The sequence below is a fragment of the Pannonibacter sp. CBAS1226 genome (assembly GCF_055685825.1).
Genome location: NZ_JBVOUO010000001.1, coordinates 1,122,355 through 1,147,219 on the forward strand (window position 1 = coordinate 1,122,355; position 24,865 = coordinate 1,147,219).

A 24,865-nucleotide genomic window follows, 5' to 3' on the forward strand; every position below is an offset into this window, starting at 1 on the left:
AGCCTGTGGAGCGAACTTCATTTCACTTCAGATGTTTGCTGTCGTTGCAGCTGTTTCATTGGCCATGAAGGCAGGTCCGCAGGGCGTCAGCCGGATGCCCGGCTTCAGGTTGCGGAAGGGCAGATCGCTGGCGTAAAGCGCCATCGGCCCCGGCGAGCGGGCGACGAGAATGGTCTCGGCCACCGGCTCGAAATCGGCACGGAAATGCACCGAACTCTTGTTGACGAGAATGACTTCCTGCGTCGGTTCAATGCCAACGAAACGGTACATGGCGAGGTCCGCCATCTGCACCTTGCGGCTGGCCAGCACCACGCGCACGCCGCCGATGGAGACACAGGCCGAAAGACCCAGATCCATGTGTGTGTGGCCGAAGAACGGGCCACCGGCCATGAAGCTGCCGTCCGACAGGCGCTCCACCTTGAAGGTGCCGGTGAAGGGTTCATCGCCCGCGACACCGGAGCGCCCGCCGAGGGTCAGCGTCACCTCCGCCCCCTCGCCTGCCGCATGCGCAGCTTCTGCTGCCTCCGGATCGACCATCAGGCCGAGCGAGGCGCGCGAAACACCTGCGCGCACCAGCGCCGCCAGCATGCCGGCGGTGTTGGAATCCCCGCCCGCGCCGGGGTTGTCCTGCGTATCTGCAATGACGACGGGCCGGGAAGCAGAAGCTGCAATCCGCAGTGCTTCGGCAATGGCCTCCTCCGGCTCATAGGCCCTGCCCTGGAACGCAGGCTCTGCTGCCAGAATATCCGAAACCAGCGCATCCGCCGCCGCATCGGCAGCGGCTTGATCCTCTGCATAGGTGAGAACGGACGGAGCGCAATCGGCGAAATCTGCCGCAGGAAAGCCCGTCAGAAAGGATGTGCTGGCGACAGTCCCGCCTTCCAGACCGGCCACACGGGCATAGAGGCTTCTGGCTGGTTCCAGTCCGGTGCATTGCCAGGGAATGGGAATGAGGAAGGGCAGCTGGCGGAAGGCCTTGGCAAGGCGCTTGCCCGTTTGCATCAGTCGGTCAAGCTGCACCGCCGTGCGCCGGCCGGTTTCGGCCATGTCCACATGCGGATAGGTACGGTAGGCGACGAGTACGTCGCTCTCCTCCACCATGCGGGCGGTGACATTGCCGTGCAGGTCAAGGCTCGCAGCGATGGGCAGATCCGGGCCGGCCACCTTGCGCAGGCGGGCGAGGATCTCCCCTTCCCCGTCATCCAGATGCTCGCAGACCATGGCGCCATGAAGATCGATATAGAGCCCGTCGAGCGGCCCGGCGGCGGCAAGCCGCTCGCACAACTCGCCAAGGATGGCCTCGAAAGCGGCCTTTTCGACATGGGCAGACGGAATGGCCACGGTCCACAGCAGCGGCACCAGCTCCCACCCGGCCTCACGGGCGTAGTCCACGGCTCCGGCAACGCCGATGTTGATGCCGGGGCAGCGGTCGAGGATCTCCTGCCCCCGTGAAATCGGCATGTGCCCGCCACCTTCGGCGAAGTGAGCCAGCGTCGCACGGGAGGGGGCAAAGGTGTTGGTTTCGTGCAGGAAACCGGCAACCGCCACGCGCCTTGTCATCCGTCGTCTCTCCTTGCACCCAATCAGGAAATTTCACGGCTTGCTTCGCGATATCGCTGTGCAATACACTTGTATTGATTATGCTGACCCAGTTAACCACTGAGGTCAATGTCAAAACACATGCAATCCGGAGCCTCATGAGCCCAAAATTTTTGCGTTCGATCTTCGGCCCGCCGGTCCGCCAGGATGAGACCTGGGAAGATCCGCTGTTCATCCAGTCGGTCGGCCGGGCCATGCAGGTGCTGTCCGCCTTCCATCAGAGCGAAAAGCCGATGTCGCTGCAGGACCTTGCGGATCAGACCGGCCTCACCCGCAGCGCCGTGCAGCGGCTGGTGTTCACGCTGAGGCATCTGGGCTACGTCACCCGTGACCCCGACGACACCGGCTATGTGCCGGGCCTGCGCATCCTTGATCATTCGCTGGATTTCCTGCGGCTCAACCCGGTGGTGGTCAAGGCAACGCCCGTGCTGCTGGAACTGCGGCGGCAAGTGCGCGAGCGTGTCGATCTCAGCCTGTGGGACGGCTTGCGCCTCGTTTATGCCAGCCGCCTGCAGAGCAAGCGGGAGATCCTGTCCTCGACCATGGTCGGCCACAGCGTGCCGCTTTTTTGCACGTCCGGCGGCTGGGCCATTCTCGCCCGCCTGCCCGAAGCCGAGTGCGAGGAGCTGATTGCCCGCTCCAACCGCGTGCCGGTGACGCCGCAGACGATCACCGATCCGGCGGTCCTGATGGAGCGCGTGGCCGAAACCCGGCGCAACGGCTATGCGCTGGCGCTGGAGCAGATCCTGACCGGCGAAATCGCCATCGGCGCAGCCATTCTTGGCGCCTCCGGACGTCCGGTGGCCGCCATCCACGTGGCGGGCTCTCTCGCCGAATGGGAGCCGGAGGACTTTGCCCGTCAGGTTGCGCCGCTGGTGATCCAGGCGGCGCAGACCATCAGCCGGGGCTGAGTTTCCGGCCACCCCTGCCCTCACGGTTTCGGCCAGGAGCTGATGCCCCCGGTCCAGCTTTCAAAGACGCGGGCAACCGACAGAACCCTGAGATCAGCAAAGCGCGGACCGATGATCTGCAGGCCGATGGGCATGCCCGAAACCGAGAAGCCGCAGTTGATCGAACAGGCCGGGTTGTCGCCCATGTTCCAGGGCACGGTGAAGGCAATATGTTCGAACGGCAGCGAGGGATCGTTGGTCGGCCCGGCCCATTCCGCCGGGAAGCTGACCACCGGGTTGACCGGCGAGATGATGAGATCAAGCCCCTGAAACACCTGCGCCGTGGCCTGCCGGATCGCCAGCATCTGGTCAAAGCCGCTAGCTGCCCGCGTGGCGGGCAGGTCCTTTGCGCCTGCCGCCCAGTCCAGGATGAAGGGCAGGATCTTTGCCCGCCGCTCCGGCGTATAGGTTTCCATCAGTGCCCAGAAGCGCGCGCGCCAGAAATCATCCAGCCCGTCCAGCATCTGCCGGGTCAGGATGCCCTCCACCGGGATGATTTCAGCCCCCGCATCCTCGAAACGATGGACTGCAGCGAGCACGGCTGTGCGGATTTCGCCATCCACCGGCAGGCCGCAGCCCGCATCCAGCATGAGCCCGATCTGCATGCCGCGCACGGAAGCGGGCGGCACGTTCCAGTTCAGATCTTCCGGCGGCAGCGACGTGGCATCGCGCCAGTCCGGGCGGCTGATCGAGGCCATCAGCAGCAGCGTGTCATCCACCGTCGGCGTCATCGGACCGGCGCAGCGGCCCGGATAATAGGGATAGACCGGCACACGGCCCTGAGACGGCTTGTAGCCGATGAGCCCGGTCCAGCCGGCCGGCAGGCGGATGGAGCCGCCGATGTCCGTGCCGATATGCAGCGGGCCATAGCCTGCAGCCCCTGCCGCTGCCGCGCCCGCGCTGGAGCCGCCGGGGTTCTGCGTCAGATCCCAGGGGTTGCGGGCAAGGCGGTGCAGGCTGGAGAGGCCGGAACTCAGCATGCCGAAGTCAGGGCATGTGGTCTTGGCGTAGAAGATCGCGCCATCCTCCCGCAGCCGCGCCGTCAGCGGCGCGTCTTCGGCTGCGGGCGTCATGTCGGCAGCAGCGGTGCCGGTGGTCACCGGATCGCCCTTCATGGCGAGGTTGTCCTTGATGCTGACGGGCATGCCATCCAGCGGGCCGATGGGCGTGCCCTTGACCCAGCGGGCTTCGGATACCCGCGCCGCCTTCATCGCCTCATCCGGACGGAAATCATAAAGAGCGCAAACCCTTGGCTCACGATCTTCAATTCTTGCGATAAGCGCCGCCATATATTCGGCAGGCGAGAGACTGCCCGCCTTGAAGGCCGAGAGCACGCTGCGGGCCGGAAGGGACAGAACCTCGTCTTCCGGGCGCACCCGCTCGTCCGCATCCACCATCGCCATGCCTGCCTCCTGTGCGCTCACATGCCGTCATCCGCATGCCATGGCCTCAGGCTGCACGACTTTGCAGCGCACACTCAACGAAGATCTTGAGTGCTCCGTGTTGCGCAAACCGTTGCACTGGAGGCCGGAGAAGAGCCGAACCTTGCGCGCAGCAAGCGTTCCAGCGACGCGGCAAAGCGGTTGGCGGCGAAACTCAGCTGGCGCTCCGGCGAAAGGCTGAGCTGAAGTGCCGTGTCGATGGCAGCATCTGCGGCGAGCGGACGGGCAACCAGGCTGCCGAGTTCCAGATCGCGGATCACCGCAATCTCCGGGAGAATCAGGATCGCAGCCCCCAGCCGGGCAAGTTCCTTCTGCACAGTCAGCGAAGCCGTGGTGAAACTGACGGAAAGCGGATCATGCCCTGCGGCCCTCAGCCGTGCCTCAAGCGCCGCGCGAGCACTGTAGGATGTGTCCGGCACCGCCAGCGCATGGGTGGTGAGCGCATCCAGATCAAGGCTTTTCAGCGCCGCGGCCGGATGATCGGGCGCAAGAATGGCCGCATGGCGCACCGGCACACGGACACGCGCCGTCACGCGCGGGTCGTCCGGTGAGAACAGGGTCAACGCCATGTCCGTATCGCCGCGCACGATCGCGCTCATGGCCTCACGCGCCGAGGTCTCCTGCACGGTCACGCGGATCGCCGGGAATTCCTTCGAGAAGGCAGCAAGCGCTGCCGCCAGAATGGAGCCGCCGGTGGCGCCATTCACATGCACGCTGACCTCGCCCCGGCGCAAGCCGCGCAGGTCATCAATCGCCTGATTGGCCTGATCGAAGGCGCGGATCGCCGTCTTCAGCCGGGCCGCCACCACTTCGCCCGCCGCCGTCAGCTCGATGCCGCGCGCACCGCGCTCCACCAGCTGCACGCCGAAATGATATTCGAGATTGTCGAGCTGGCGGCTGATCGCCGTTGGCGTCACACCCAGGTTCTGGGCGGCCTGCCGGATCGACCGGCAGCGCACCAGTTCGTTGAAATAGGTGATCGCCTGAAGCTGCATTGCGCCCTGCCCTCATGTGCTGCCGAAGCAGTCCTCAGGATGGCATGACGGACGCCGCAAAGGCCAGCCTCACATCAGCGAGGCATTGGGAATGTCGGTCACCAGCATGTGGCCCGGCGCATGGGTGATGCAGAACTCCGGCTTCACACGGGCAATCGCCGCCTGCGGCGTCACCCCGCAGGCCCAGAACACCGGTACCTCGCCCGCCCGCACGCTCACCGCATCGCCGTAGTCGGGACGGGAGAGATCGGCAATGCCGATCAATGCCGGATCGCCGATATGGATCGGGGAGCCATGGGCTGCCGGCAGGCGTGAGGTGATTTCCACCGCCCGCACCGCGTCCTTCGGGCTCATCGGCCGCATGGAGACAACCACGGGGCCGGAGAAGCGCCCGGCGGGAACCGTCTCGATGCTGGTGCGGAACATCGGCACGTTGCAGCCTTCCTCGATGTGGCGGATGCCGATGCCTGCCGCCAGCAGCGCTTCTTCAAAGGAGAAGGAGCAGCCGATCAGGAAGGACACCAGATCATTGCGCCACCAGTCCTCGACGCTCTGCGGCTCGGCCACCAGTTCGCCCTTCTGCCACACGCGGTAGCGCGGCAGATCGGTGCGGATGTCGAGATTGCGGCCAAGGGCCGGGATCATCGGATCGCCGGTTTCCGACACGCCGACCAGCGGGCAAGGCTTGGGGTTGCGCTGGCAGAACAAGAGGAAGTCATAGGCCAGATCCTGCGGCAGGATGGCGAGATTGGCCTGAATGAACCCCGGTGCCAGATTGGCCGTCGGGCCGCACAGGGCACCCGTGCGGGCGGCCTGCCGGACATCGAAGGGGCTGGAGAGAAGGCTGGTTGCGGTCATGCCGGTATCATTCGTTCATGCGGTGATGGCGGCAAGTGCCGCCTCGATGGAAAGGCCGAGGGCAAGGATCTTGCGGTCGTGCATCTGCGTGCCGGCAATCATCAGCCCCACCGGGGCTTCACCGGCCGCATGGCACGGCACCGACAGGGCGCAGCCGTCGAGGAAGTTGATCATCGTCGGGTTGCGCAGGATCAGGCCGTTGGCCGCAAAGAAGGCGGCATCATCGGCCTCAAGCGGGGCAATCTCCGGCGCGATCACCGGCACGCTGGGCAGGATCATGGCATCGAACGGGGCGACGCGGGTCTCGACGGCGGCCTGCCACGCCTTGCGGCTGGCAAGCGTGTCGAGATAATCCGCCGCCGAAATGTCCCGCCCGCGCAGGATGCGCTGACGCACCCGCTGGTCATAGCTGTCACCCGCCTTTTCGAGCAGCGCCCGGTGCCAGTGCCAGGCTTCGGCGGCGATCAGCCCGCCCTTGGCGTTGATCGTGGCAAGCTGCGCGAACTCGGGGATTTCGATTTCCGTGATCAGGGCACCAGCCGCTTCCAGCACCTTGCGGGCGCGGGCAAAGGCGGCGCTGACGGTTTCGTCCATGTCCGACAGCACGACCGTGGTGGGAACGGCAAGGCGGACCCCGGCGAGCGGCAGGGCTGCGGGTACATCCTCGCCGCTGCCGGAGAGCACCGCGTCGATGAGGGTACAGCAGGCAACGCTGCGGGCAATCGGGCCGATGGAATCGAGCGAGGTGGACAGAGGCACCACGCCTTCTGCTGGCACGCGGCGGGCGGTCGGCTTGAAGCCGGTCAGCCCGCAAAGCGCTGCCGGAATGCGGATGGAGCCGCCCGTATCCGTGCCGATGGCAGCCAGCGCCATGCCATCGGTCACAGACACGGCCGCACCGGAGGACGAGCCGCCGGGGATGCGCCCCGTGGCGCGGTCATAGGCATTGCGCGGCGTGCCGTAATGCGGGTTGATGCCGAGGCCGGAGAAGGCAAACTCGCTCATGTTGGTGGTGCCGGTGATGACGGCGCCTGCCGCCACCAGCCGCGCCACCACGGGGCAGTCTGCGCTCTCGGCATCGGCATCCTTGAGGGCGATGCTGCCGGCAAGGGACACTTCTCCGGCGATGCCGAAGAGATCCTTCACCGAGATGGGCAGCCCTTCGAGGGGCGAGCGCACATGTCCGGCAGCACGCACGGCATCCGAGGCCTCCGCCAGCTTGCGGGCGCGGGTATCATTGCGCCGCACGAAGGCACGCGCCCCCTCGCCTGCCGGGTCGTTGATGCGCGCCAGCGCCTCGTCCGTCAGGCTGGTGGAGGTCACGGTTCCTTTCGCCAGAGCATCGGCTGCGGCGGCAAGGGTCAGGCGGGAGGTCTCGGAGTTTGTCATCAGGCGATTTCCGGCAAGGTTTCGATGGAATAGCTGTGCGCGATGGTCCTGTTCAAAACCGGATCATGCAACTCCATTCTGAAGGCTTTCGACGGACGGATGCCGCCGATCGCTCCAACCGTGCCGCAAACCATGCCGGCGCCCGGCTCCAGCATGTCGTTGCCGCCCGAATAACCGGCAATCAGGTCCTGCGGGCTGCGCAGGGAGGCGAGCGTGCCTTCCTGATAAAGCACCTCGGCGCCGTTCTCCTCGATGAAGGAGCGGATGATGAGCTGGTCCCAGTGCGGGGCCACTTCGGCGAAGGGCCAGGCGCGGTCAGCCACCGGCTTGGCGCAGATCTGCTTGGACAGGGCGACGCTGTGGGATTCCAGCTTGCGGTCGGTGTGGTCGGAAGCGATGGAGACGAACAGCTCATCACCTGCACGGAACACGAAGGTTTCGACCTCACCCGAGGTCTCCTCGCCCACCACCTGGATGGTGTCCGCCTGCACCAGCGAATTGTCGGAGCAGCGGTAATAGAGCGGCACGGTACTGGGGCGCGGCACGCCGATGGCAGCCAGTTCCTCGATGTGATGCTCGATGGCGTGGATGTCGCGCCCGGCCCAGCCGGCAACGATGAGGTCAGAGATGCTCACCTCAAGGCTCGACGGAGCCTTGAGGGTTTCAACGGTGAAGGACAGTTTCATGTGTCTTGTATCCGGATGGAATGGTCGTGGTACCGGGGGGCCGTCAGCCGGCCAGCCCCGGCAGGTAAAGGGCGATTGCGGGGAAGATGGCGAGCAGGACGATCAGCACGCCCATGGAGACGACGAACGGCAGGCTGCCGATGATCACCGGCCCCATGGAGCCGCTCTTGCGCAGGCTGTGCACCACGAAGAGATTGAGCCCCACCGGCGGCGTGATCAGGGCTGCTTCCACCAGTACGATGATCAGGATGCCCACCCACAGCGGATCGAAGCCGAGGGCAAAGAGGATCGGCGTCACGATCGGGATGGTGGTGATCATGATCGACAGGGATTCCATGAAGCAGCCGAGGATCAGGTAGAAGATCACGACGACGGCGATCATCTGCATCGGCGACAGGCCAAGCCCCTTGATCGAGTTGGTGATGGCATCGGTGATGCCGGCCGCCGACATGATGAAGTTGAGGAAGCCCGAGGCGATGATGATCAGGAGGATCATCGCCGAGGATTTCATCGTGCCCTCAATGGCGGTGGCCAGCATGGAGAGGGTCAGCCGGCGGAAGCAGGCGGCAAGGATCAGCGCCCCCAGCACGCCCAGCGCGGCGGCTTCCGTCGGGGTGGCGATGCCGGCATAGATGGAACCGACAACCAGCACGAAGATGGCCAAGGGCGGTGCCAGATGCACGAAGCTGGCAAAGCGTGCGCCCCAGGCGCCCCTCACCCGCTCTCCGCCCCAGCGCGGGACCAGAAGGCAGCCGGCGATGATCGTCAGCATGAACAGGCCGGTGAGGAGGAGGCCGGGCAGAATGCCCGCCAGATAGAGCTTGGGCACGGACGTATTCGTCAGCACGCCATACAGCACCATGTTGATCGACGGCGGAATGAGAATGCCGAGCGTGCCACCGGCCGCAATGCTGCCGAGGAACAGCGGCTCGTTGTAGCCATAGCGGCGGATCTGCGGGATGGCGACGGTGCCGACCGTAGCAGCGGTGGCGACGCTGGAACCGGACGTCGCGGCGAACAGGGCCGAAGCGCCGATATTGGCATGCATCAGGCCGCCGGGCAGCCAGGAGAGCCACAGGCTCATGGCGCTGTACATGCGCTCGGCAAAACCGGCACGCAGCAGGATTTCCCCCAGCAGGATGAACAGCGGAATGGCGACGAGCAGAAACTCGTTGTTGGTGCTCCAGGCCATTTCGCCCATGGCCCGCGTCAGCGGCAGCATGGAATAGAGCGGGTCCAGAATGAGCCCCAGCACGCCCAGCGCCGCAGCGACGGGAACGGACAGGCCGATGAGGACCAGAAGAATGATGAGCGTTGTGGCGATCACTTGCGCTCTCCCTGAATGAGGCGTTCGCCCTGAGCCGCTTCTTCCTCGGCTTCTTCCTTGGTGGAGCGCATGCCGGCCACCAGCTTCACCGTCTCGAGGTCACCGGTGACGAGTGCGACGGAGGAGCGGATCAGCATCAGCGCGAGGATGAGGCACATGAAGACAAGGCCGCCGAACCACAAGCCCTGCGGCAGGGCGAGCGGCGTTCCGAGCGGGGTGTTGGCGCGCGAGCCGTAAATCCACGACTGGGCCACCACGTCATAGGCGTAGAAGGTGAGATAACCGATGAAGATGCCCATGCAGACCAGTGACAGCCAGTCGAGCAGCGCCGAAACGCGCACCGGCAGATGCTGGTAGAGCACATCCACCCGCACATTCGCCCGCTGCAGCACGCCATAGGCGAGCGACCAGGACGTGCTGATGGCAAAGGCATAGCTGGACAGTTCGTCCGAACCGCCGATGGTGATGCCGAACAGCTTGCGGACGATCACGTCATAGGAAATCAGCAGGACGCTGGCGATGGTCAGCGCACCGCTCGCCAGCACGGCACAGCGCGCCGCGGTGTTGGCGAAGCGGTAGGCACCCGCAAGAACGGGAAGAGATCCGGAAAGGCCCATGTCTCACGGCTCCAATCAAAAAGGGACAGGGCGGAACCCCGGCTGCAGTGAGGCCCCGCCCTGTCAGTCTCACATTACTTGGCTGCGGTCAGGTTCATTTCCTTGCCAATGGTGGCATTGAAATCAGTCACGCAATCATCCGAGCAGCGGGCCGCCCACTGCGGCAGGATCTTGGTCTTCAGCGTCTCGGCCAGAAGCGCCTTGTCCTCATCGGACGGCACCACCAGCGTCATCTTGCCCTTCACCTCGAGGGTGCAGGCATCAGCGCCGGTGTTGCAGTCGAAGCCTTGCTGGGTCTGCTCATCGGCAGCGGCCCAGATGTCATCCATCAGGGTGTTCATGTTTTCCTGGATGAAGGCCTGCACCTTCGGGTCCAGCTTGTCCCAGGCGCCCTGGTTGACCGCATGGATCTGCTGGTTCCAGTTGATCGGCAGCGCCAGAAGGTGGGTGGAGACTTCATACCACTTGGCCGAATAGCCGGAGAGCGAACCGGTGATGGCGCAGTCCACCACCTTGTTCTGCAGGGCCGGAACCACTTCGCCGAAGGCCATGGTCACGCTCGCGCCGCCAAAGGCTTCCACGAACTCGGCCTGAGTGCGGCTGGAGGTGCGCACCTTCTTGCCGGCCAGATCCTTGAGGCTGTTGATCTCGGCGTTGCAGAACAGCACCTGCGCCGGATAGGTGGAGATGCCCAGCAGCTTCACGCGCGAGCCTTCGCCATAGAACTTCTCATAGACCGGCTGGAAAGCGGCGGTCACCTTGCGGGCGGTTGCCACGTCAGGCGCCAGACCCGGCAGGTCGATGGCTTCGTTGATCGGGTTGTCCGAGGCGAAATAGGACAGGGTCGCGGTGCCGAATTCGATGGCCCCCTGGGACATCAGGCGCATCAGTTCCGGGCCCTTCACGCCCATCTCGTTGAAGCCCTTGATGGTGGCCGTCACCTGGCCGCCGGACTTCTCCGGGATCGTCTTTTCCCAGAACGGCTGCTCGAACTGCTGATAGGCCGTCAGGTTGCTGAGGCCGCCGACGACATGCAGCTCCGTCTTCGGCAGGTCCTGCGCGAAAGCGGAGAGCGAGGTGGAGGCGGCAAGGAATGCGGTCGTGAGGGTGAGGAGTTTCATGCTGCGGTCCCTTCTGCTGGATTTCGTCACAGCGCCGCACACAAGAAACAGCTGGCTTCACCGGAGATATAAAAACAGGGCACGCCTGTTCCGCTTCACCGGGTGCTTTACACGTCCAGTCTGTTCCCTTGCATGCAGCTTATAGCGCTGTCTTGTCCGCTATAGAACGATGACGGAAACCCGGCTGTCCAATCGTATGTTTGGAAGCGTGATATAAATTTTATTTATGCCTCAGCTTCAATTCCAGGCACTTGCACAGTTTCTGTGCCTGCCTCCCCCGCAGCCACCTGCTGCGCCATGCGGGCAATCACCCGGGCGGCATAACTGTCCGGCCCGTCGATCCAGGTGGCGGTGAAATTCAGGTCCTGCAGCGGGTCCGCGACCACATCGAGGATTTCCAGCTCCCCGCGCTCCAGTTCGGCGCCAAGAAAGATCGGCGTGATCACCGCCGTGCCGATCCCGTCCTGAACCATGCGCACGATCATCGACAGAGACGCGCAGCCATACATGCGCGGAGACGGCACCCCTTCCCGCCGCAGCATGTCGCGCACCTGCCGGTAGGGCGCGCTGTTGGAGGCATAGGTGATGACCGGCAGGCGGGTGACCTGCTCCAGCGTCAGGGGCCGGGGCCCGAGATCCAGCCCGGCCTTGGCCACCCAGGACAGCGGATAAGTGCAGAGCGGCCGGTTCTCCATCCGCGCTTCCAGCACCGGCCCCATCATGAAGGCCAGGTTGAGGCGGCGGCTTGTCAGATGCGCCTTCAGCATCTCGCTGCTGTCCACCTCGATTTCCAGCGTCAGCGCCGGATAGGCGCTGTGCACCTCGGCAATGAGACGCGGCAGCCAGGTCTGGACGATGGTTTCCGCCACGCCGATGTGGAAACTGCCGCTCATGGTGGTCTGGTCGCGAGCCGCCTGGATGATGTCATTGCGCGCCTGCATCATCCGCTCGGCATGGGCGAGCAGCTCATGCCCCTTGGCGGTGAGGCGCACACCGCGTGCGGCGCGCTCGAACAGCCGCACGCCCAGCGCCCCTTCCAGCGAGGCAATGCGCTGGGACACGGCAGGCTGGGTGGTGCCCAGCTTCTCGGACGCCGCCCGCAGGCTGCCGAGGGCCGCAGCCCAGAAGAAGGTTTCGATATTACGCAGATCAATCACGGCATGGCCCAGGACGGAGAGGAGTAGGGCATGATACTCCCTGCGCCCGTGCGATCCTACTGCGGATCCGGCAATTCCACCGTATGCGCCTGCCGCTCCAGCCGCTGCAGCCAGTGCGAGAGATCGGCCTCAGCCCGCTCCAACGCCGTATGGTTGAGCAGCTTGCGCAGGAACGCCATGGTCACGGCACGGGCGCGCAGGTTGAAGGCGGCCTCCCCGCCGCCCGCACCATCCGGTGCGCTCTGGTAGACATCCAGCTTCTCGTAAATGCTCTGCAGCCGGTTCTGCACGCTGCGCAGGGACAGGCGCCTGCGCCGGGCGATCATCCTGTCCGTCAGGCCAAGGGCGATATCGACCAGCACCTCATATTCGGATTCGCTCAGGCCCTGCGCTGCGCTGCTGCCACGCTGCTGCAGGCCCCAGACCTCCCGGTCGATGACGATCTGCGCCTCGATGAAGATCGACCGCAGCGCGAGACGCAACCGCTCCTCCGAGGCTGATTTGAGCACATAGCCATAAACCGCGCCCTTGGGCACGATCCGCGCAATGCCGCGCACATTGGCCTCATCCGCATAATTGGACCAGAACAGGATGCTTGTGCCGGGCCGTTCCTGCCAGATGGCCCGCGCCGCCTCGATGCCGTTGCGCGGGCTCATCTGCAGATCCATGACGATCCGCTCCACCTTGTGCTCGCGGGCCATCTGCTCGCCGGACTGGCCATCACCCGCCTCGATCACCTGCCCGCATTCCGGCAGGGCCGAAAGCACCGCCTCATGCAGATAGGCCCGGTGCAGGGCGTCATCCTCAACGATCAGCAGCTTCATGATGCTCCCCTTCGTGATCGCCCGTCTCTGCGGTCTCCCCGCTGCTGACTTGCGGCACCGGCGGCAAGGGCAGGATGACCCGCACATAACTGCCCCTGCTGCCTGACCCGCAACTGAAACTGGCTGCGATCAGGCTCGCCCGTGTCTGCATGTTGCCGATGCCTGTGCCCTTGTGCAGGCGCCCCGCTTTGAGGCCAATCCCGGTGTCGGACACTTCCAGATAAAGCTGTGCCTTCTCCTGCCAGATCCGGACCGTGATACGGCTGGCCTGCGAGTGGCGCACCGCATTGTTGATGGCCTCCTGCGCGATCCGGTAGAGCGCAAGGCTGACAGGCGGCGGCAGCGAGGCCAGTGCGCCGCCCGTTGCATCCTCCATGGCCCAGCGGATCGACAGGCCGCTGTCACGCACGGCCCGGCCGAGATGGGTTTCGATCGCTTCCGCCAGACCAAACAGCTGCAGCACCGAGGGCCGTGCCTGTTCGATGATCTGCCGCAGCTCCTGCATCGACTGCTGCAGGCTGAGGCTCAGCGGCTCCAGCATCGCTCCGGACACGGGCCCCGACAGGCTGAGCCGCTCAAGCCGGCGGGCAATGCGGGTGAGATCGGCCAGCGTCTGGTCATGCAGCTCCATGCCGATGCGCTGGCGCTCGGCGTCCAGCTCTTCTGTCAGCTGCCTTGCCCCCTGCCGCAGCGTCTCTTCCCGCACACGGGCCTCTGCCTCGATGATGGCAAGCTTGCGCGCCTCTTCGGAAGCCCGCAGGGCATAGAAATAGGGGGCGATCAGATCCGCAATCAGGCAGGCGCGGTCCAGATCCTCCTGCGTGTAGACATCCGCCTCCAGCCGCGAGCAGGACAGAACACCAATAGTCTCGCCATGCACCTTCAGCGCCGCATGCAGACGCGCCCGCAGCCGGTGCTCGAGGATGGGCGCGGCAAAGGCGCCCTCGAAATGAAAGCGCGGATCGGTGCAGGCATCGCCCGTCAGCATGGTGTCGAAGGCGCCCTCCAGCATGTCGCGCAAGGGGCTGAAGCGGATGCTCGCCGGCGGCCTGCGGCTCCAGTCGGTCGCAAGGCCGCTTTCATAGGCAATGTGGAATGTACTGCCCGGCGAAATGATGCAGACATCCATATGGTCGTGCGGGATGACGGCCTTGATTTCCTTGGCCACCGCATCTATCGCTGACTGGAAGTCCAGCCGTCCGGCCAGAAGCCGTGAAATGCGCACATACTGCGCCAGCTGGGCTGCCGATTGAAGATCCGGCATCTTGTCCTCCCGGCGGCCCTCCCCGGCCTGCCTGTCTCCCACCATAGCCATTCAGGGCCCCGGTTCGTCCTGCGGTTTCCCGCAAATGATATGCGGTTTCCCGCAAGTCCGCTTCACCCATCCGCCTGTACAGCCATTTTCATTTCCGGCATCCTTCTTGCCGCTGGACAGGTTTTCCAGAAACAAAATTTCCGGCACGGGCTGTTGAGGAGCGGCCCCGGAAATTGCCTGATACGGCTCCAGGGAGTGAGACAATGACATTCAGGACATTCATCATGGCCTCCGTGGCCGTGACATGCGCGGCCATGCCCATGGCGTCACACGCGGACACCTCGGACAAGAAGATCGCCCTGTCGAACAACTACGCAGGCAACTCCTGGCGTCAGGCGATGCTGACGAGCTGGGAAAAGGTCACCTCAGAAGCCGTGAAGGCCGGTATCGTTGCCGCTGCCGATCCGTTCACCACCGCCGAGAACCAGGCAACCGAACAGGCCGCGCAGATCCAGAACATGATCCTGCAGGGCTATGATGCCATCGTCCTCAACGCTGCCTCCCCGACCGCCCTTAACGGTGCGGTGAAGGAAGCCTGCGATGCCGGCATCATCGTTGTTTCCTTCGACGGCATCGTCACCGAGCCCTGCGCCTGGCGCATCGCCGTCGACTTCAAGGAAATGGGCCGCGGTCAGGTGGAATACCTGTCCAAGCGCATGCCCGATGGCGGCAACCTGCTGGAGATCCGCGGCCTTGCCGGTGTCTTCGTCGATGACGAGATCTCGGCGGGCATTCATGAGGGCGTGAAGCAGTTCCCGCAGTTCAAGATTGCCGGCTCCGTGCATGGCGACTGGGCGCAGGATGTGGCGCAGCGCGCCGTCGCAGGCATTCTGCCGAGCCTGCCTGAAATCGCCGCCGTCGTCACCCAGGGCGGCGACGGCTATGGCGCAGCTCAGGCCTTCGAGGCCGCAGGCCGCCCGACGCCGGTGATCATCATGGGCAACCGCGAAGACGAGCTGCAGTGGTGGAAGAAGCAGAAGGACGCCTCCGGCTACGAGACCATGTCCGTCTCCATCGCCCCCGGCGTCTCCACCCTCGCCTTCTGGGTCGCCCAGCAGATCCTCGACGGCAAGGACGTGAAGAAGGATCTCGTCGTGCCCTTCCTCAGCATCAGCCAGGACACGCTGGAAGAGAACCTTGCCACCACCCAGAAGGGCGGCGTTGCCAACGTGGAATATTCGCTGGAAGACGCGCAGGCCGTGATCGCGGCCGCTCAGTGACGCCAAGGCTCTGAGATGCTGATGCATCAAGTGAACTGCTCAAGCGCCGCACGGGCTTGAGCAGGCTTTCCCTGCCGCCGCCCACCCTGCAAGGGCCTTGCGGCGGCAGGGCTGTCTTTTCCCGAGTTTCAGGACGGTTCAAGCAAGCATGACCGGAAACAGCCTGGTGGCGAGCGTAAGCGGCGTAAGGGTCCAGTTCGGAGCCGTCACGGCACTGGATGGTGCCGGCCTCGACATCTGCGCAGGTGAGGCCATCGGCCTCGTCGGCCACAATGGTGCGGGCAAATCCACCATCGTCAACGTGATCAATGGCTCGCTGACACCGCAGGAAGGCACAGTGGAACGGGGCGGCACGGCTCTGGAAGGCGTTGCGGGCGCGCGCGAGGCGGGGATCCGCTGCGTCTTTCAGGAACTCTCCCTCTGCCCCAACCTGACCATCGCCGAAAACGCCCGGCTGATGCATGCCGGGCTGAAGGGCATGGGCTGGCGGCGGCGCGCCGAAGGACTGATGCGGCGCCAGTTGGATGCCATCTTCCCCGGCAACCGCATCCCCACCGGGGCCACGGTCAGCAGCCTGTCCATCGCCGAACGGCAGATGGTGGAAATCGCCCTGAACTTTCTTGCCGTAACGGGCAGGCCAAGGCTCGTCATCCTCGATGAGCCGACGTCCTCGCTCGACGCCGGACTTGCCGAACAGCTTCTGGCCTATCTGAAAACATACGTTGCAGAAGGCGGATCCATTCTTTTCATTTCACATATTCTGGGCGAGATCCTGTCCCTGTCGAGCCGCATCGTGGTGATGAAGGATGGCCGCGTGACCGCATCCCGGCCTGCGGAGCAGTTTACCGCGCGCAGCCTTGTGGAGGCCATGGGCAGCGTGGTGCGCGACAGCCATGCCGCAGGCCCCGCCCCCCGCAAAGGTGATGCGCCCATCGTGCTCAGCCACCGCCCGAAGGATGGCAGCGCCGCTTTCGAGGCGCGCAAGGGCGAGATCATCGGCCTTGCCGGCCTCGCCGGCCACGGCCAGACGCGGATGCTGCTGGCGCTTTATGAGGCGCAGCGCAGCAACTGGCTGCCGTCGTTCCGGGACAGGATCGCCTTCGTCGCAGGCGACCGCTCGCTCAATGGCACGTTTCCGCTGTGGAGCATCCTGCGCAATCTCACCATCAGCAGCCTGCCCGGCCTCTCCCGCCTCACCGCCATCAGTGCCACCCGCGAGGCCGCGCTCGGGGCCGAGTGGAAGCAGCATATGGCGGTGCGCACGCCGGACATGGGCAATCCCATCCTGTCACTCTCCGGCGGCAACCAGCAGAAGGTGCTGTTTGCGCGGGCGCTCAGCACCGCGGCTGACGTGGTGCTGATGGATGACCCGATGCGCGGCGTCGATATCGGCACCAAGCAGGATGTTTATGCCATCCTGCGCCGGGAGGCCGAAGCCGGGCGCACCTTCGTCTGGTATTCGACCGAGATGGACGAAATCTGCCTGTGCGACCGGGTCTATGTGTTCCGCGACGGGGTGATTGCGGCCGTCCTTGAGGGCAGTGACATCTCGGAAGACCATGTGCTTGCCGCGTCCTTCTCCGGAGAAACCGCATGAAGATCTCCTCCGCCGAAGCCCTGCGGCTGCTCATTCCGGCCATCTCGCTGGCCGTGCTGCTGGCTGCCGTCTTCTACCTGCAGCCACGTGCCATGAGCTACACCGGCCTCAACCTGCTGTTCAATCTGGCGGTGCCCATCGCCCTTGCCACCATTGCGCAGATGATCATCATGGCGGTGAACGACCTCGATCTGTCGATCGGCACCTTCGTCAGCTTCGCCGCCTGCGTCACCGCCGCCTTCATGCCCGAAGCGCCGCTGACCGCAGGCCTGATCCTTGGCGGCGCGGTCTGTGTCTATGCGCTGACGGGCTTCATCATCACCCTGCGGGATCTGCCCTCCATCGTCGTCACGCTCGGCATGAGTTTCGTCTGGGGCGGGCTTGCGGTGCTGATCCTGCCCGCACCGGGCGGCTCCGCGCCGGAGTGGCTGCGCGGGCTGATGACGGCCAAGCCGCCTTTCGTGCCCATGGCCATCATTGCAAGCCTGGCCGTCGCGGCGCTGGCGCATGTCATCGTCATGCGCTCCACCTTCGGCGTCGCCATCCGGGGTGTTGGCGGCAACAGCCGGTCCGTCGCCCGGGCCGGATGGTCGGTGCTGCGGCTGAAGGCCGGGGCCTATGCGCTTGCTGCGGTCTTCGCCATTCTGGCAGGCATGGCGCTTGTCGGCCTCACCACGTCAGCCGATGCCAATATCGCCCTGCGCTATACGCTGCTGTCCATTGCCGGGGTGATCCTCGGCGGCGGCGAATTCACCGGCGGACGCGTGTCGCCCATCGGCGCGGTCATCGGCGCGCTGACGCTGACGCTCGCAGGCTCGTTCCTCTCCTTCCTGCGCATCTCGCCCGACTGGCAGATCGGCGCACAGGGCGCGATCCTGATCATCGTGCTGGGACTGCGCCTTCTCTTCAACGCCCGCCAGAACGGCGGCAAAACCGGAGGCGCCCGGACATGAGCCAGCACACCAGCCCCGCCGCCCGCACCGCATGGACGCCAGCCAGCCTCCTGCGCCCATGGATCTGGTCCTTCGCCGCCGCCTTCCTGACCTGGGCCACCACTCTCGCCTTCACCGGCGGCGCGGGCGTGGGCGGCCTCAGTCAGGCCGCCCTCACCTTCGCGGCCTTCTCTGTGATTGCCGGTCTCGGGCAGATGTTCGTCATCACCCTTGGACCGGGCAATGTGGACCTTTCCGTCCCCGCCACCATCACGCTCGCCGGAACCGTGTCCATGAAGATCATGGATGGACAGGATTCCCTGGTTCTGGCCGGTCTTCTGGCAGCAATCCTTGTTGGCATCGCCATCGGCATTGCCAACTACGCCCTGATCAAGCTGCTGCGCATTCCCCCGATCATCGCCACCTTGTCGATGAGCTTCATCGCCCAGTCGGCGGCCATCTGGTACAATCGCGGCATCCGCATCAAGCCGCCGGAACTGCTGGCGCAATTTGCCACCGGCACCACATCCGGCATTCCCAACATGGCACTGGCGGCGCTGGCGCTCACCCTGCCCGCCTGGTGGCTGCTGGAGCGCACGCTCTACGGCCGCTGGATCTCGGCCATCGGCCAGAGTTCCTTTGCCGCGCGCATGGCCGGAATTCCCGTCGATGGCACCCGCTTCGTCACCTATGTGCTCTGTGCGGTGCTGGCCTCGGTCTGCGGCTATCTGCTGGCAAGCTTCTCCGGCGGGGCGGCGCTCAACATGGGCGCGGAATATCTGCTGGCCTCCATTGCCGTGGTGGTGATCGGCGGCTCGGCCGTGGCAGGCGGCAACTCCAATGTGCCGGGCATCTGGGGCGCATCGCTCTTCATGTTCCTGGTGGTGTCGATGCTCAACACCTACGGCTTTGGCGCAGGTCCGCGTCTTGTCCTCACCGGCCTCATCATCATCGCCGTCATCATCGCCGCCAGCCGCCCTGCGGCGGGGCGCTGACAGGTCCCATGCAACGGAAGATCCAGACCATGACCTCTCCTTACGAGATCATCGACCCGCGGTTCCGCAACCTGATCATCCCCAGCGCCGCGCTTGAAGAGCTTTTCAGCGGCTGCCGCTGGGCGGAAGGACCGGTCTGGTTTGCCGATCTCGGCTGCCTCCTGTTCAGCGACATCCCGAACGAGCGGATGCTGCGCTATGTGCCCGAACCGGGCGCGCAGGCCGGAACAGGCTCAAACCCGGGCTCCGGGATCTCGATTTTCCGCGCCCCTTCCGGCTTTGCCAATGGCAACACCCGCGACCGCGAGGGCCGGCTGGTGACCTGTGAACATGGGGAGCGCCGCGTCACCCGCACCGAAACCGATGGCAGCCTCACGGTTCTGGCCAGCCATTTCGAGGGCAAGCGGCTGAACTCGCCCAATGATGTGGTGGTGAAGTCGGACGGCAGCATCTGGTTCTCAGATCCCACCTACGGCATCCTGTCCGACTACGAGGGCTACAAGGCCGAGCCCGAACAGGCGGCGCGGCGGGTTTACCGGATAGATCCGCAGACCGGCACGGTGAGCGCCGTGGTGGATGATTTCACCCAGCCCAACGGGCTTGCCTTTTCACCGGACGAGCGCCGGCTCTACATCGCCGAATCCGGGGCAAGCCACGATGCCTCCGTGCCGAGCCAGATCCGCGTCTTTGACGTGGTGGACGGGCGCAGGCTGGAGAATGGCCGCGTTTTCTGCAAGCTGGATTGCGGCCTGCCGGACGGCTTCCGCCTCGATACAGATGGCAATCTCTGGACCAGCGCCGGAGACGGGGTGCACTGTTTCGCCCCTGACGGCACTTTGCTGGGCAAGATCCTGGTGCCGCAGACGGTTGCCAACCTCACCTTCGGAGGGCCGCGCCGCAACCGGCTGTTCATCACGGCAACCCGCTCGCTTTACGCCGTCCATGTCACGGCGACCGGGGTGCAGATGCCCTGACGCGGGCTGTGTCCGCCGCTCTCCCCGCCCCTTCTCCCGGGTCATGAAAAAACCGCATCGCAGGGGGCGATGCGGTTCTGGAGGTTGGGGGACACGCTGTAAAACCGCGTGCCCCTCTGCTGCAAGTTACTTCGTCAGCTTGCCGGTGATCTGCTTGAACAGAGCCAGATTGGGTTCGTCATGACCAACCGGATCGGGCGAAGCGGTCGCCTTCATGATGACAAGATTGTTGGCGGGATCGACGTAGATATACTGGTGGAACAGGCCCAGTGCCGAATAGGCGTCGCTCTCCGGGAAGGTCCACCACTGGTACTGGTAGCCCAGCTTTTCCTCCGGCCCGGCGGGCTCGTTGCCCTCGGACGGCACGGTGGCTTCCTTCACCCAGTCTGCCGAAACAACCTGGTTGCCGTTGGACTTGCCCTGATTGAGGAACATCAGGCCAAAGCGGGCATGATCGCGGGCGGTGGCGGCAAGGCCTGCGCCGAAGAACTCGCGGCCAACGGAAGGCGGCCCGTCCATGATCCAGTAGGCATCATTTGCCATGCCGGCCGGCTTCCAGAGCTTTTCGGACATATACTCGGCGCCGGTCTTGCCGACGGCCTTTTCGAGGATGCAGCCGAGCACGCTGGTGTCGAGCGTGGCGTAGTTGAAGGGCCGCTCCGCTGCATTGGCGCCCGGCTTGGATTCCTTGGCGGCATAGTCGCACCAGCGGTACTTGTAGCCGACGAGGGAATTGTCATGGACAGTGGTCAGCTGGGTGTCGCTGCCGAATTCATAGACCTCCAGCCAGTCCACGCCGGAGCGCATCTGCAGCAGGTCGCGGATGGTCGGCCCGTCATAGCCGCTGCCCTTCATCTCGGGCAGATAGTCGGTCACCTTGTCGTCGAGGCTCTTGATATGGCCATCGGCCAGCGCAAGGCCGATCAGCGTCGAGACATAGGACTTGGCGACCGAGAAGGTCAGAAAGCGGGTGTTCTCGTCGCTGCCATTGCGGTAGGTCTCGTAAACGAGGTTGCCGTCCTTCAGCACGACAAGCGCATTGGTGTGGGTCGCTTCAAGCGCGCCTTCCAGGTCCAGCTTGGCCTCTCCAATCGTGTACTCGCCCTCCAGCGAGACAGGCATGGACGGCAGCGGCTGCACTTCGGCCCCTGCGGCAACGGTCCGGGTCGCGAACATCTGGTCCATGTGCTGGAACGTCAGGTAGTTCAGCGCCGGGTTCAGCATGTTGGCGCGGGCATTCACCATGGTCGGTGACAACCATTTCGCATCATTCTGGTCGCTGGCCGATGCAGCCGCCGGAAGGCTCATCAAGGCCATGGCCAGTATTGCCGGGATTTTTTTGAATTCAGTTCGCGACACAAGCTTCCTCCCCTGGTCTGCCGCTCTGGGAACAGAAGCGGCACCGAACCCGCGCGTCTTCGCGCCTGCGGTTGTTCGTTGGGTCATTCAGGCATATTGGCAAAAATCAAAACAGACACATAATGTTGCCACCTGACAACCAAGAGAGTTCACCCCGCCCGTGAAGACACAGCAGCTCAAGGCGCTCGTCGCCCTCGCCGACAAAGGCTCCATCCGCGGTGCAGCGCGGGAGATGGGGCTGTCCCAAAGTGCGCTGACCAAGATGCTGCGAGAACTGGAAGCGCAGACCGGGGCGGCGCTGCTGCTGCGCGCCTCGCACGGCACGCAGTTCACCCCGGCCGGCAAGGCGCTGATGACCCATGCACGGCTGATCGTGGCGACCATGCGCCGCGCGGAAGAGGAGGTACGGCGCATCTCCGGGCAGACGGTTGCCACCGCGCGCATCGCGGTGACACCTGTGGTGGCGGCGACGAAGCTCGGCAGCATCATTCACGAATTCCAGCGCCGCCACCCGGAGGGGCAGCTGGAAGTGGAATCCGGCACGCTGGGCAATATCGTGCCCCGGCTGCAGGATGGGCAGCTGGATCTGGCGCTTGGCATTGCCGTGCCAAATGCCCTGCCGGCGGATCTCGCCTTCTTCTCTTTCGCTGAGGTCCAGATTGCGCCGGTCACCGGCTCAACCCGCTTTGCCGGCCGGCAGGTCTCCTGGGAGGAACTGGCGCAGGAGCGCTGGCTGCTCAATCCGGCCCCCGGCAGCGCCGATCAGGCAACGCTCGACTGGCTGGCGGCAAAGGACATCACCCTTGCCCATCCGCCAACCCTGTGCCGCTCTCCCTTCCTGCTCGCCGCCCTGAACCGGTCAACGGATCTGATCGCCTTCTGCCCCTTGCGCATCCTTGATCATGCCTTCTGGGGCCAGGACCTGCATGAAATCAGCGTGCCGGATCTGCCGCCGCCGATGCAGCTCGGCGTGCTGACCCGCAAGCACACGCCGGCCTCGCTGGTCTCCCGTGATATCATCGATATTTCGACCCGGCTGCTCCAGACGCTCTGAACGGAACAAGGACCTGTTTCTTCGCAAAAAACAGCGGCAAGCTGTGGACCAAGGGCGGAGATTGCGTGCACTTTTTTGCGGCAGATGGCATTCTTAGAGGCAGGTTCCGTGACTGGTCAACAGCCGCCCGCCCCACTTCTGGCGGCCTCGCGCGGACCCTGCTTTTCACCGCATCATACCGGCCGCTTCAGGCAGCCAGAATCCCGGCCACAAGGACCCTCAACATGACTTCCACGAGCGCGGCCGTTCATCGTCTTGGCGGGATTGCAGGACCTGCCATCATGCTGCTCGGCATGTTCCTCTTTGCGCTGAACGACGCCATGGGAAAATGGCTCGTCGCCAGCTACAGCGTCGGCCAGGTGGTGCTGATCCGCAGCATCGCGGCGCTGCTGATCCTCGCCCCATTTCTCTGGATGTCTGGCCTCAAGCCGCTGCTCAAGCCGGAACGGCCGGGCATGCAGGCGGCCCGTGTGGCCTTTTCCACCTTCGAGCTTTTCTGCTTCTACTATGCCGTCACCTATCTGCCGCTCGCAGACGTGATGACCTATTGGCTGGCGGCGCCGATCTATGTGGCCGCGCTCTCCCCCTTCCTTCTGGGTGAGAAGGTGGGCTGGCGGCGCTGGAGCGCCATTGCGGTGGGCTTCATCGGCGTCATCATCGCGCTCAATCCGTCGAGCGCCATGTTCACCCCGCCCGCGATCCTCTCGATCGCCGGAGCTGCCGCCTTTGCCTTCATGATGCTGTCCGGCCGCAGCCTGCGCGGCACGCCGGACAAGACGCTGGTCTTCTTCCAGACGGCAGGCGCAGGGCTTGCCGGGCTTGTCATGGCCCCGTTCGACTGGCGCCCCATCGCCTCGATGGAAGATGCGCTGCTGCTGTCCCTGCTCGGCATCGTCGCCATGACCGCCCATATCATGGTCAACCGCGCCCTGAAGATCTCGGATGCGGCCACGGTTGCGCCGCTGCAATATACGCTGCTGCTGTGGGCCGTCGTCTTCGGCTGGTATTTCTTCGGCGACCTGCCCAAGCCCAGCATGATGCTTGGTGCAGCGCTCATCACCGGCGCCGGACTGTTCATCTTCTTCCGCGAACAGAAGCTGAAGAAGCGCGATCAGGTGCTGCCCGCAATTCCGGAGTGAGGGGCCGGAGTAATACCAATGCTCGATGAGCTTTTCTCATCGAGCATTGGTCAAGCCCGTGCGGCGCTTGAGCATTTTCAAGGCGTGATGCGTCAGCATCGAAAGCCTTGGTACAAGCAGCCCGAATGAGCGGCAAAACAAACGGAAAAGACCCGCAACGTTGCCGCTGCGGGTCTCTGCGCTGAACTGCGGCGGATGGGGCACCGCAGTCCGGGGGATGGGTCAGGAGGGGCGTGTCCCCTCCTCCAGGATCAGCCGCGGATCTTCGCCAGTTCCTGCTGCACGCGCTCGATCACATCGGCACCGATGGTGTCCTTGTGCTTCTCGTAGACCACCTGAGACTTTTCGAGCATGCGCTTCTGCTCGTCCTCGCTCAGGGTGTTGAACTTGACGCCTTCGGCCTGGATCTTCTCCAGCGAAGTCTGGTTCAGTTCACGGATCACCTTGCGCTCCTCGTCGCGGCCAACGATGGCGCAGTCCCTCAGGGCAGCCTGCTCATCTGCGGTGTAGCTGTCGAAGATCGGCTTGGAGAACAGGAACAGGAACGGCGTATAGGCGTGGCGCGTCTCGCTGACATATTCCTGCACCTCGTAGAACTTCGAGGTGTCGATGGTGACATAGGGGTTTTCCTGCGCATCGATGGTCTTGGTTTCGAGCGCGGAAAAGACCTCGCCAAAGGCCATGGGCGTGGCATTGGCGCCGAAGTTCTGGAAGGTGTCGAGGAAGACGTTGTTCTGCATCACGCGCACCTTCATGCCCTGCAGATCCTCCCACCTGGTGACAGGACGGCTGGAGTTGGACAGGTTGCGGAAGCCATTTTCCCAATAGGCGAGATTGACGAGACCAGCCTCGGCCAGCTTGCCATTGAGGAACTCGCCGAACTCACCGTCCATCACGGCATCGGCTTCCTCGTTGCTGGCAAAGAGGAACGGCAGGTCGAAGACGCCGAGCGCCGGAACGATGCCGGCCAGCGGCGAGGACGAGGTGACGACAGCTTCCTGAACGCCGGCGCGCAGGGCCTGGGTTGCCTGCAGGTCGCCGCCGAGCGCGCCGCCCCAGAAGGCGGTCAGCTTCAGCTTGCCGCCGGACTTTTCGTCAAGGCAGGCCTGCATGGCATTGATGCCGTTGCCGACCGGATGGTCCGCATTGATGCCATTGGACACCCGCATGTTGCGGTCATTGAATTGCGCCGATGCCGGAACAGCGGCGGTGGCGGCAAACACCACAGCCGTGGTGGCGAGAAGCAGTTTCTTCATTGTCTCTTCCTCCCTTTTCATCAAGTCTTTCCGGCGGCAGCCACTCCTCTGGCCTGCCG

General features: G+C 64.5%; 22 protein-coding genes and 1 pseudogene. 9 read left to right on the forward strand and 14 right to left on the reverse strand.

From position 1 onward, the window contains the following. Positions 1–27 precede the first annotated feature (27 nt). Entirely contained in the window at positions 28–1,560 is a 1,533-nt protein-coding gene (locus tag AC0CMF_RS05085) for a M81 family metallopeptidase (protein WP_374628408.1), read from the reverse strand. Between the two features lie 137 nt (positions 1,561–1,697). Here AC0CMF_RS05085 and AC0CMF_RS05090 point away from each other — a divergent pair, with 137 nt between their 5' ends. Further along, positions 1,698–2,510: an IclR family transcriptional regulator gene (locus tag AC0CMF_RS05090; RefSeq protein WP_055457143.1), complete on the forward strand. Its 813-nt coding sequence runs from the start codon at positions 1,698–1,700 to the stop codon at positions 2,508–2,510. 20 nt (positions 2,511–2,530) lie between these two features. Here AC0CMF_RS05090 and AC0CMF_RS05095 read toward each other — a convergent pair whose 3' ends face one another. The 11 genes from AC0CMF_RS05095 to AC0CMF_RS05145 form a co-directional block, all read right to left on the reverse strand. Next, positions 2,531–3,952, reverse strand: a complete 1,422-nt coding sequence (locus AC0CMF_RS05095) for an amidase (protein WP_374628409.1) — start codon at positions 3,950–3,952, stop codon at positions 2,531–2,533. A gap of 74 nt (positions 3,953–4,026) precedes the next feature. Next, on the reverse strand, positions 4,027–4,986 hold the full coding sequence (locus AC0CMF_RS05100; protein ID WP_374628410.1) for a LysR family transcriptional regulator: 960 nt from the start codon (positions 4,984–4,986) through the stop codon (positions 4,027–4,029). Positions 4,987–5,055: 69 nt separating this feature from the next. Continuing rightward, complete coding sequence (locus tag AC0CMF_RS05105) at positions 5,056–5,844, reverse strand: putative hydro-lyase (RefSeq protein WP_050471737.1); 789 nt, start codon at positions 5,842–5,844, stop codon at positions 5,056–5,058. A gap of 15 nt (positions 5,845–5,859) precedes the next feature. Beyond that, positions 5,860–7,233 (reverse strand): amidase, encoded by a 1,374-nt coding sequence (locus AC0CMF_RS05110; RefSeq protein WP_374628412.1) that lies wholly within the window; start codon positions 7,231–7,233, stop codon positions 5,860–5,862. Beyond that, positions 7,233–7,919, reverse strand: a complete 687-nt coding sequence (locus AC0CMF_RS05115; RefSeq protein ID WP_374628413.1) for a DUF2848 domain-containing protein — start codon at positions 7,917–7,919, stop codon at positions 7,233–7,235. Before AC0CMF_RS05115 ends, AC0CMF_RS05110 begins: the two co-directional genes overlap by 1 nt. Positions 7,920–7,962: 43 nt before the next feature. Further along, positions 7,963–9,246, reverse strand: a complete 1,284-nt coding sequence (locus AC0CMF_RS05120; protein WP_374628414.1) for a TRAP transporter large permease — start codon at positions 9,244–9,246, stop codon at positions 7,963–7,965. Beyond that, positions 9,243–9,863: a TRAP transporter small permease subunit gene (locus tag AC0CMF_RS05125; RefSeq protein ID WP_050471741.1), complete on the reverse strand. Its 621-nt coding sequence runs from the start codon at positions 9,861–9,863 to the stop codon at positions 9,243–9,245. Before AC0CMF_RS05125 ends, AC0CMF_RS05120 begins: the two co-directional genes overlap by 4 nt. 74 nt (positions 9,864–9,937) lie before the next feature. Further along, positions 9,938–10,984 carry a TRAP transporter substrate-binding protein gene (locus AC0CMF_RS05130; RefSeq protein WP_374628416.1) on the reverse strand — a complete coding sequence of 349 codons (1,047 nt, stop codon included), beginning with the start codon at positions 10,982–10,984 and terminating at the stop codon, positions 9,938–9,940. Between the two features lie 224 nt (positions 10,985–11,208). Continuing rightward, a complete protein-coding gene (locus AC0CMF_RS05135; protein WP_374628417.1) occupies positions 11,209–12,141 on the reverse strand; it encodes a LysR family transcriptional regulator in 933 nt (310 codons plus the stop codon). A gap of 56 nt (positions 12,142–12,197) precedes the next feature. Further along, positions 12,198–12,965, reverse strand: coding sequence for a response regulator (locus AC0CMF_RS05140; RefSeq protein ID WP_374628419.1), 768 nt, complete (start codon positions 12,963–12,965; stop codon positions 12,198–12,200). Further along, a complete protein-coding gene (locus AC0CMF_RS05145) occupies positions 12,946–14,229 on the reverse strand; it encodes a GAF domain-containing sensor histidine kinase (protein WP_374628465.1) in 1,284 nt (427 codons plus the stop codon). The genes AC0CMF_RS05140 and AC0CMF_RS05145 overlap by 20 nt, the downstream gene beginning before the upstream one ends. A 254-nt stretch (positions 14,230–14,483) precedes the next feature. Between AC0CMF_RS05145 and AC0CMF_RS05150 the strand changes: the two genes are divergently transcribed. The 5 genes and pseudogenes from AC0CMF_RS05150 to AC0CMF_RS05170 all read left to right on the forward strand — a co-directional run bounded on the left by AC0CMF_RS05150 (position 14,484) and on the right by AC0CMF_RS05170 (position 19,998). Next, positions 14,484–15,500, forward strand: coding sequence for an ABC transporter substrate-binding protein (locus tag AC0CMF_RS05150; protein WP_055456242.1), 1,017 nt, complete (start codon positions 14,484–14,486; stop codon positions 15,498–15,500). A 148-nt stretch (positions 15,501–15,648) separates the two neighbouring features. After that, entirely contained in the window at positions 15,649–17,097 is a 1,449-nt protein-coding gene (locus AC0CMF_RS05155) for an ATP-binding cassette domain-containing protein (RefSeq protein ID WP_374628421.1), read from the forward strand. Next, positions 17,094–18,037: pseudogene (locus AC0CMF_RS05160) on the forward strand (ABC transporter permease); the annotation flags it as partial. The gene AC0CMF_RS05155 and the pseudogene AC0CMF_RS05160, both read left to right, overlap by 4 nt. Positions 18,038–18,046: 9 nt before the next feature. Further along, positions 18,047–19,024, forward strand: coding sequence for an ABC transporter permease (locus tag AC0CMF_RS05165; RefSeq protein ID WP_050471748.1), 978 nt, complete (start codon positions 18,047–18,049; stop codon positions 19,022–19,024). A gap of 8 nt (positions 19,025–19,032) precedes the next feature. After that, on the forward strand, positions 19,033–19,998 hold the full coding sequence (locus tag AC0CMF_RS05170; RefSeq protein WP_472481115.1) for an SMP-30/gluconolactonase/LRE family protein: 966 nt from the start codon (positions 19,033–19,035) through the stop codon (positions 19,996–19,998). A 126-nt stretch (positions 19,999–20,124) separates the two neighbouring features. On the opposite strand, the gene AC0CMF_RS05175 is transcribed toward AC0CMF_RS05170, so the two are convergent. After that, positions 20,125–21,243 (reverse strand): serine hydrolase domain-containing protein, encoded by a 1,119-nt coding sequence (locus AC0CMF_RS05175; RefSeq protein ID WP_472481117.1) that lies wholly within the window; start codon positions 21,241–21,243, stop codon positions 20,125–20,127. Between AC0CMF_RS05175 and AC0CMF_RS05180 the strand changes: the two genes are divergently transcribed. The 3 genes from AC0CMF_RS05180 to AC0CMF_RS05190 all read left to right on the forward strand — a co-directional run bounded on the left by AC0CMF_RS05180 (position 21,242) and on the right by AC0CMF_RS05190 (position 23,550). Beyond that, positions 21,242–21,493: a hypothetical protein gene (locus AC0CMF_RS05180; RefSeq protein ID WP_472481119.1), complete on the forward strand. Its 252-nt coding sequence runs from the start codon at positions 21,242–21,244 to the stop codon at positions 21,491–21,493. The genes AC0CMF_RS05175 and AC0CMF_RS05180 overlap by 2 nt on opposite strands. 24 nt (positions 21,494–21,517) lie before the next feature. Continuing rightward, a complete protein-coding gene (locus AC0CMF_RS05185; protein WP_122519918.1) occupies positions 21,518–22,411 on the forward strand; it encodes a LysR family transcriptional regulator in 894 nt (297 codons plus the stop codon). Between the two features lie 224 nt (positions 22,412–22,635). After that, on the forward strand, positions 22,636–23,550 hold the full coding sequence (locus tag AC0CMF_RS05190) for a DMT family transporter (RefSeq protein WP_050471751.1): 915 nt from the start codon (positions 22,636–22,638) through the stop codon (positions 23,548–23,550). Positions 23,551–23,801: 251 nt separating this feature from the next. On the opposite strand, the gene AC0CMF_RS05195 is transcribed toward AC0CMF_RS05190, so the two are convergent. Then, complete coding sequence (locus AC0CMF_RS05195) at positions 23,802–24,806, reverse strand: DctP family TRAP transporter solute-binding subunit (protein WP_472481121.1); 1,005 nt, start codon at positions 24,804–24,806, stop codon at positions 23,802–23,804. Between the last annotated feature and the right edge of the window lie 59 nt (positions 24,807–24,865).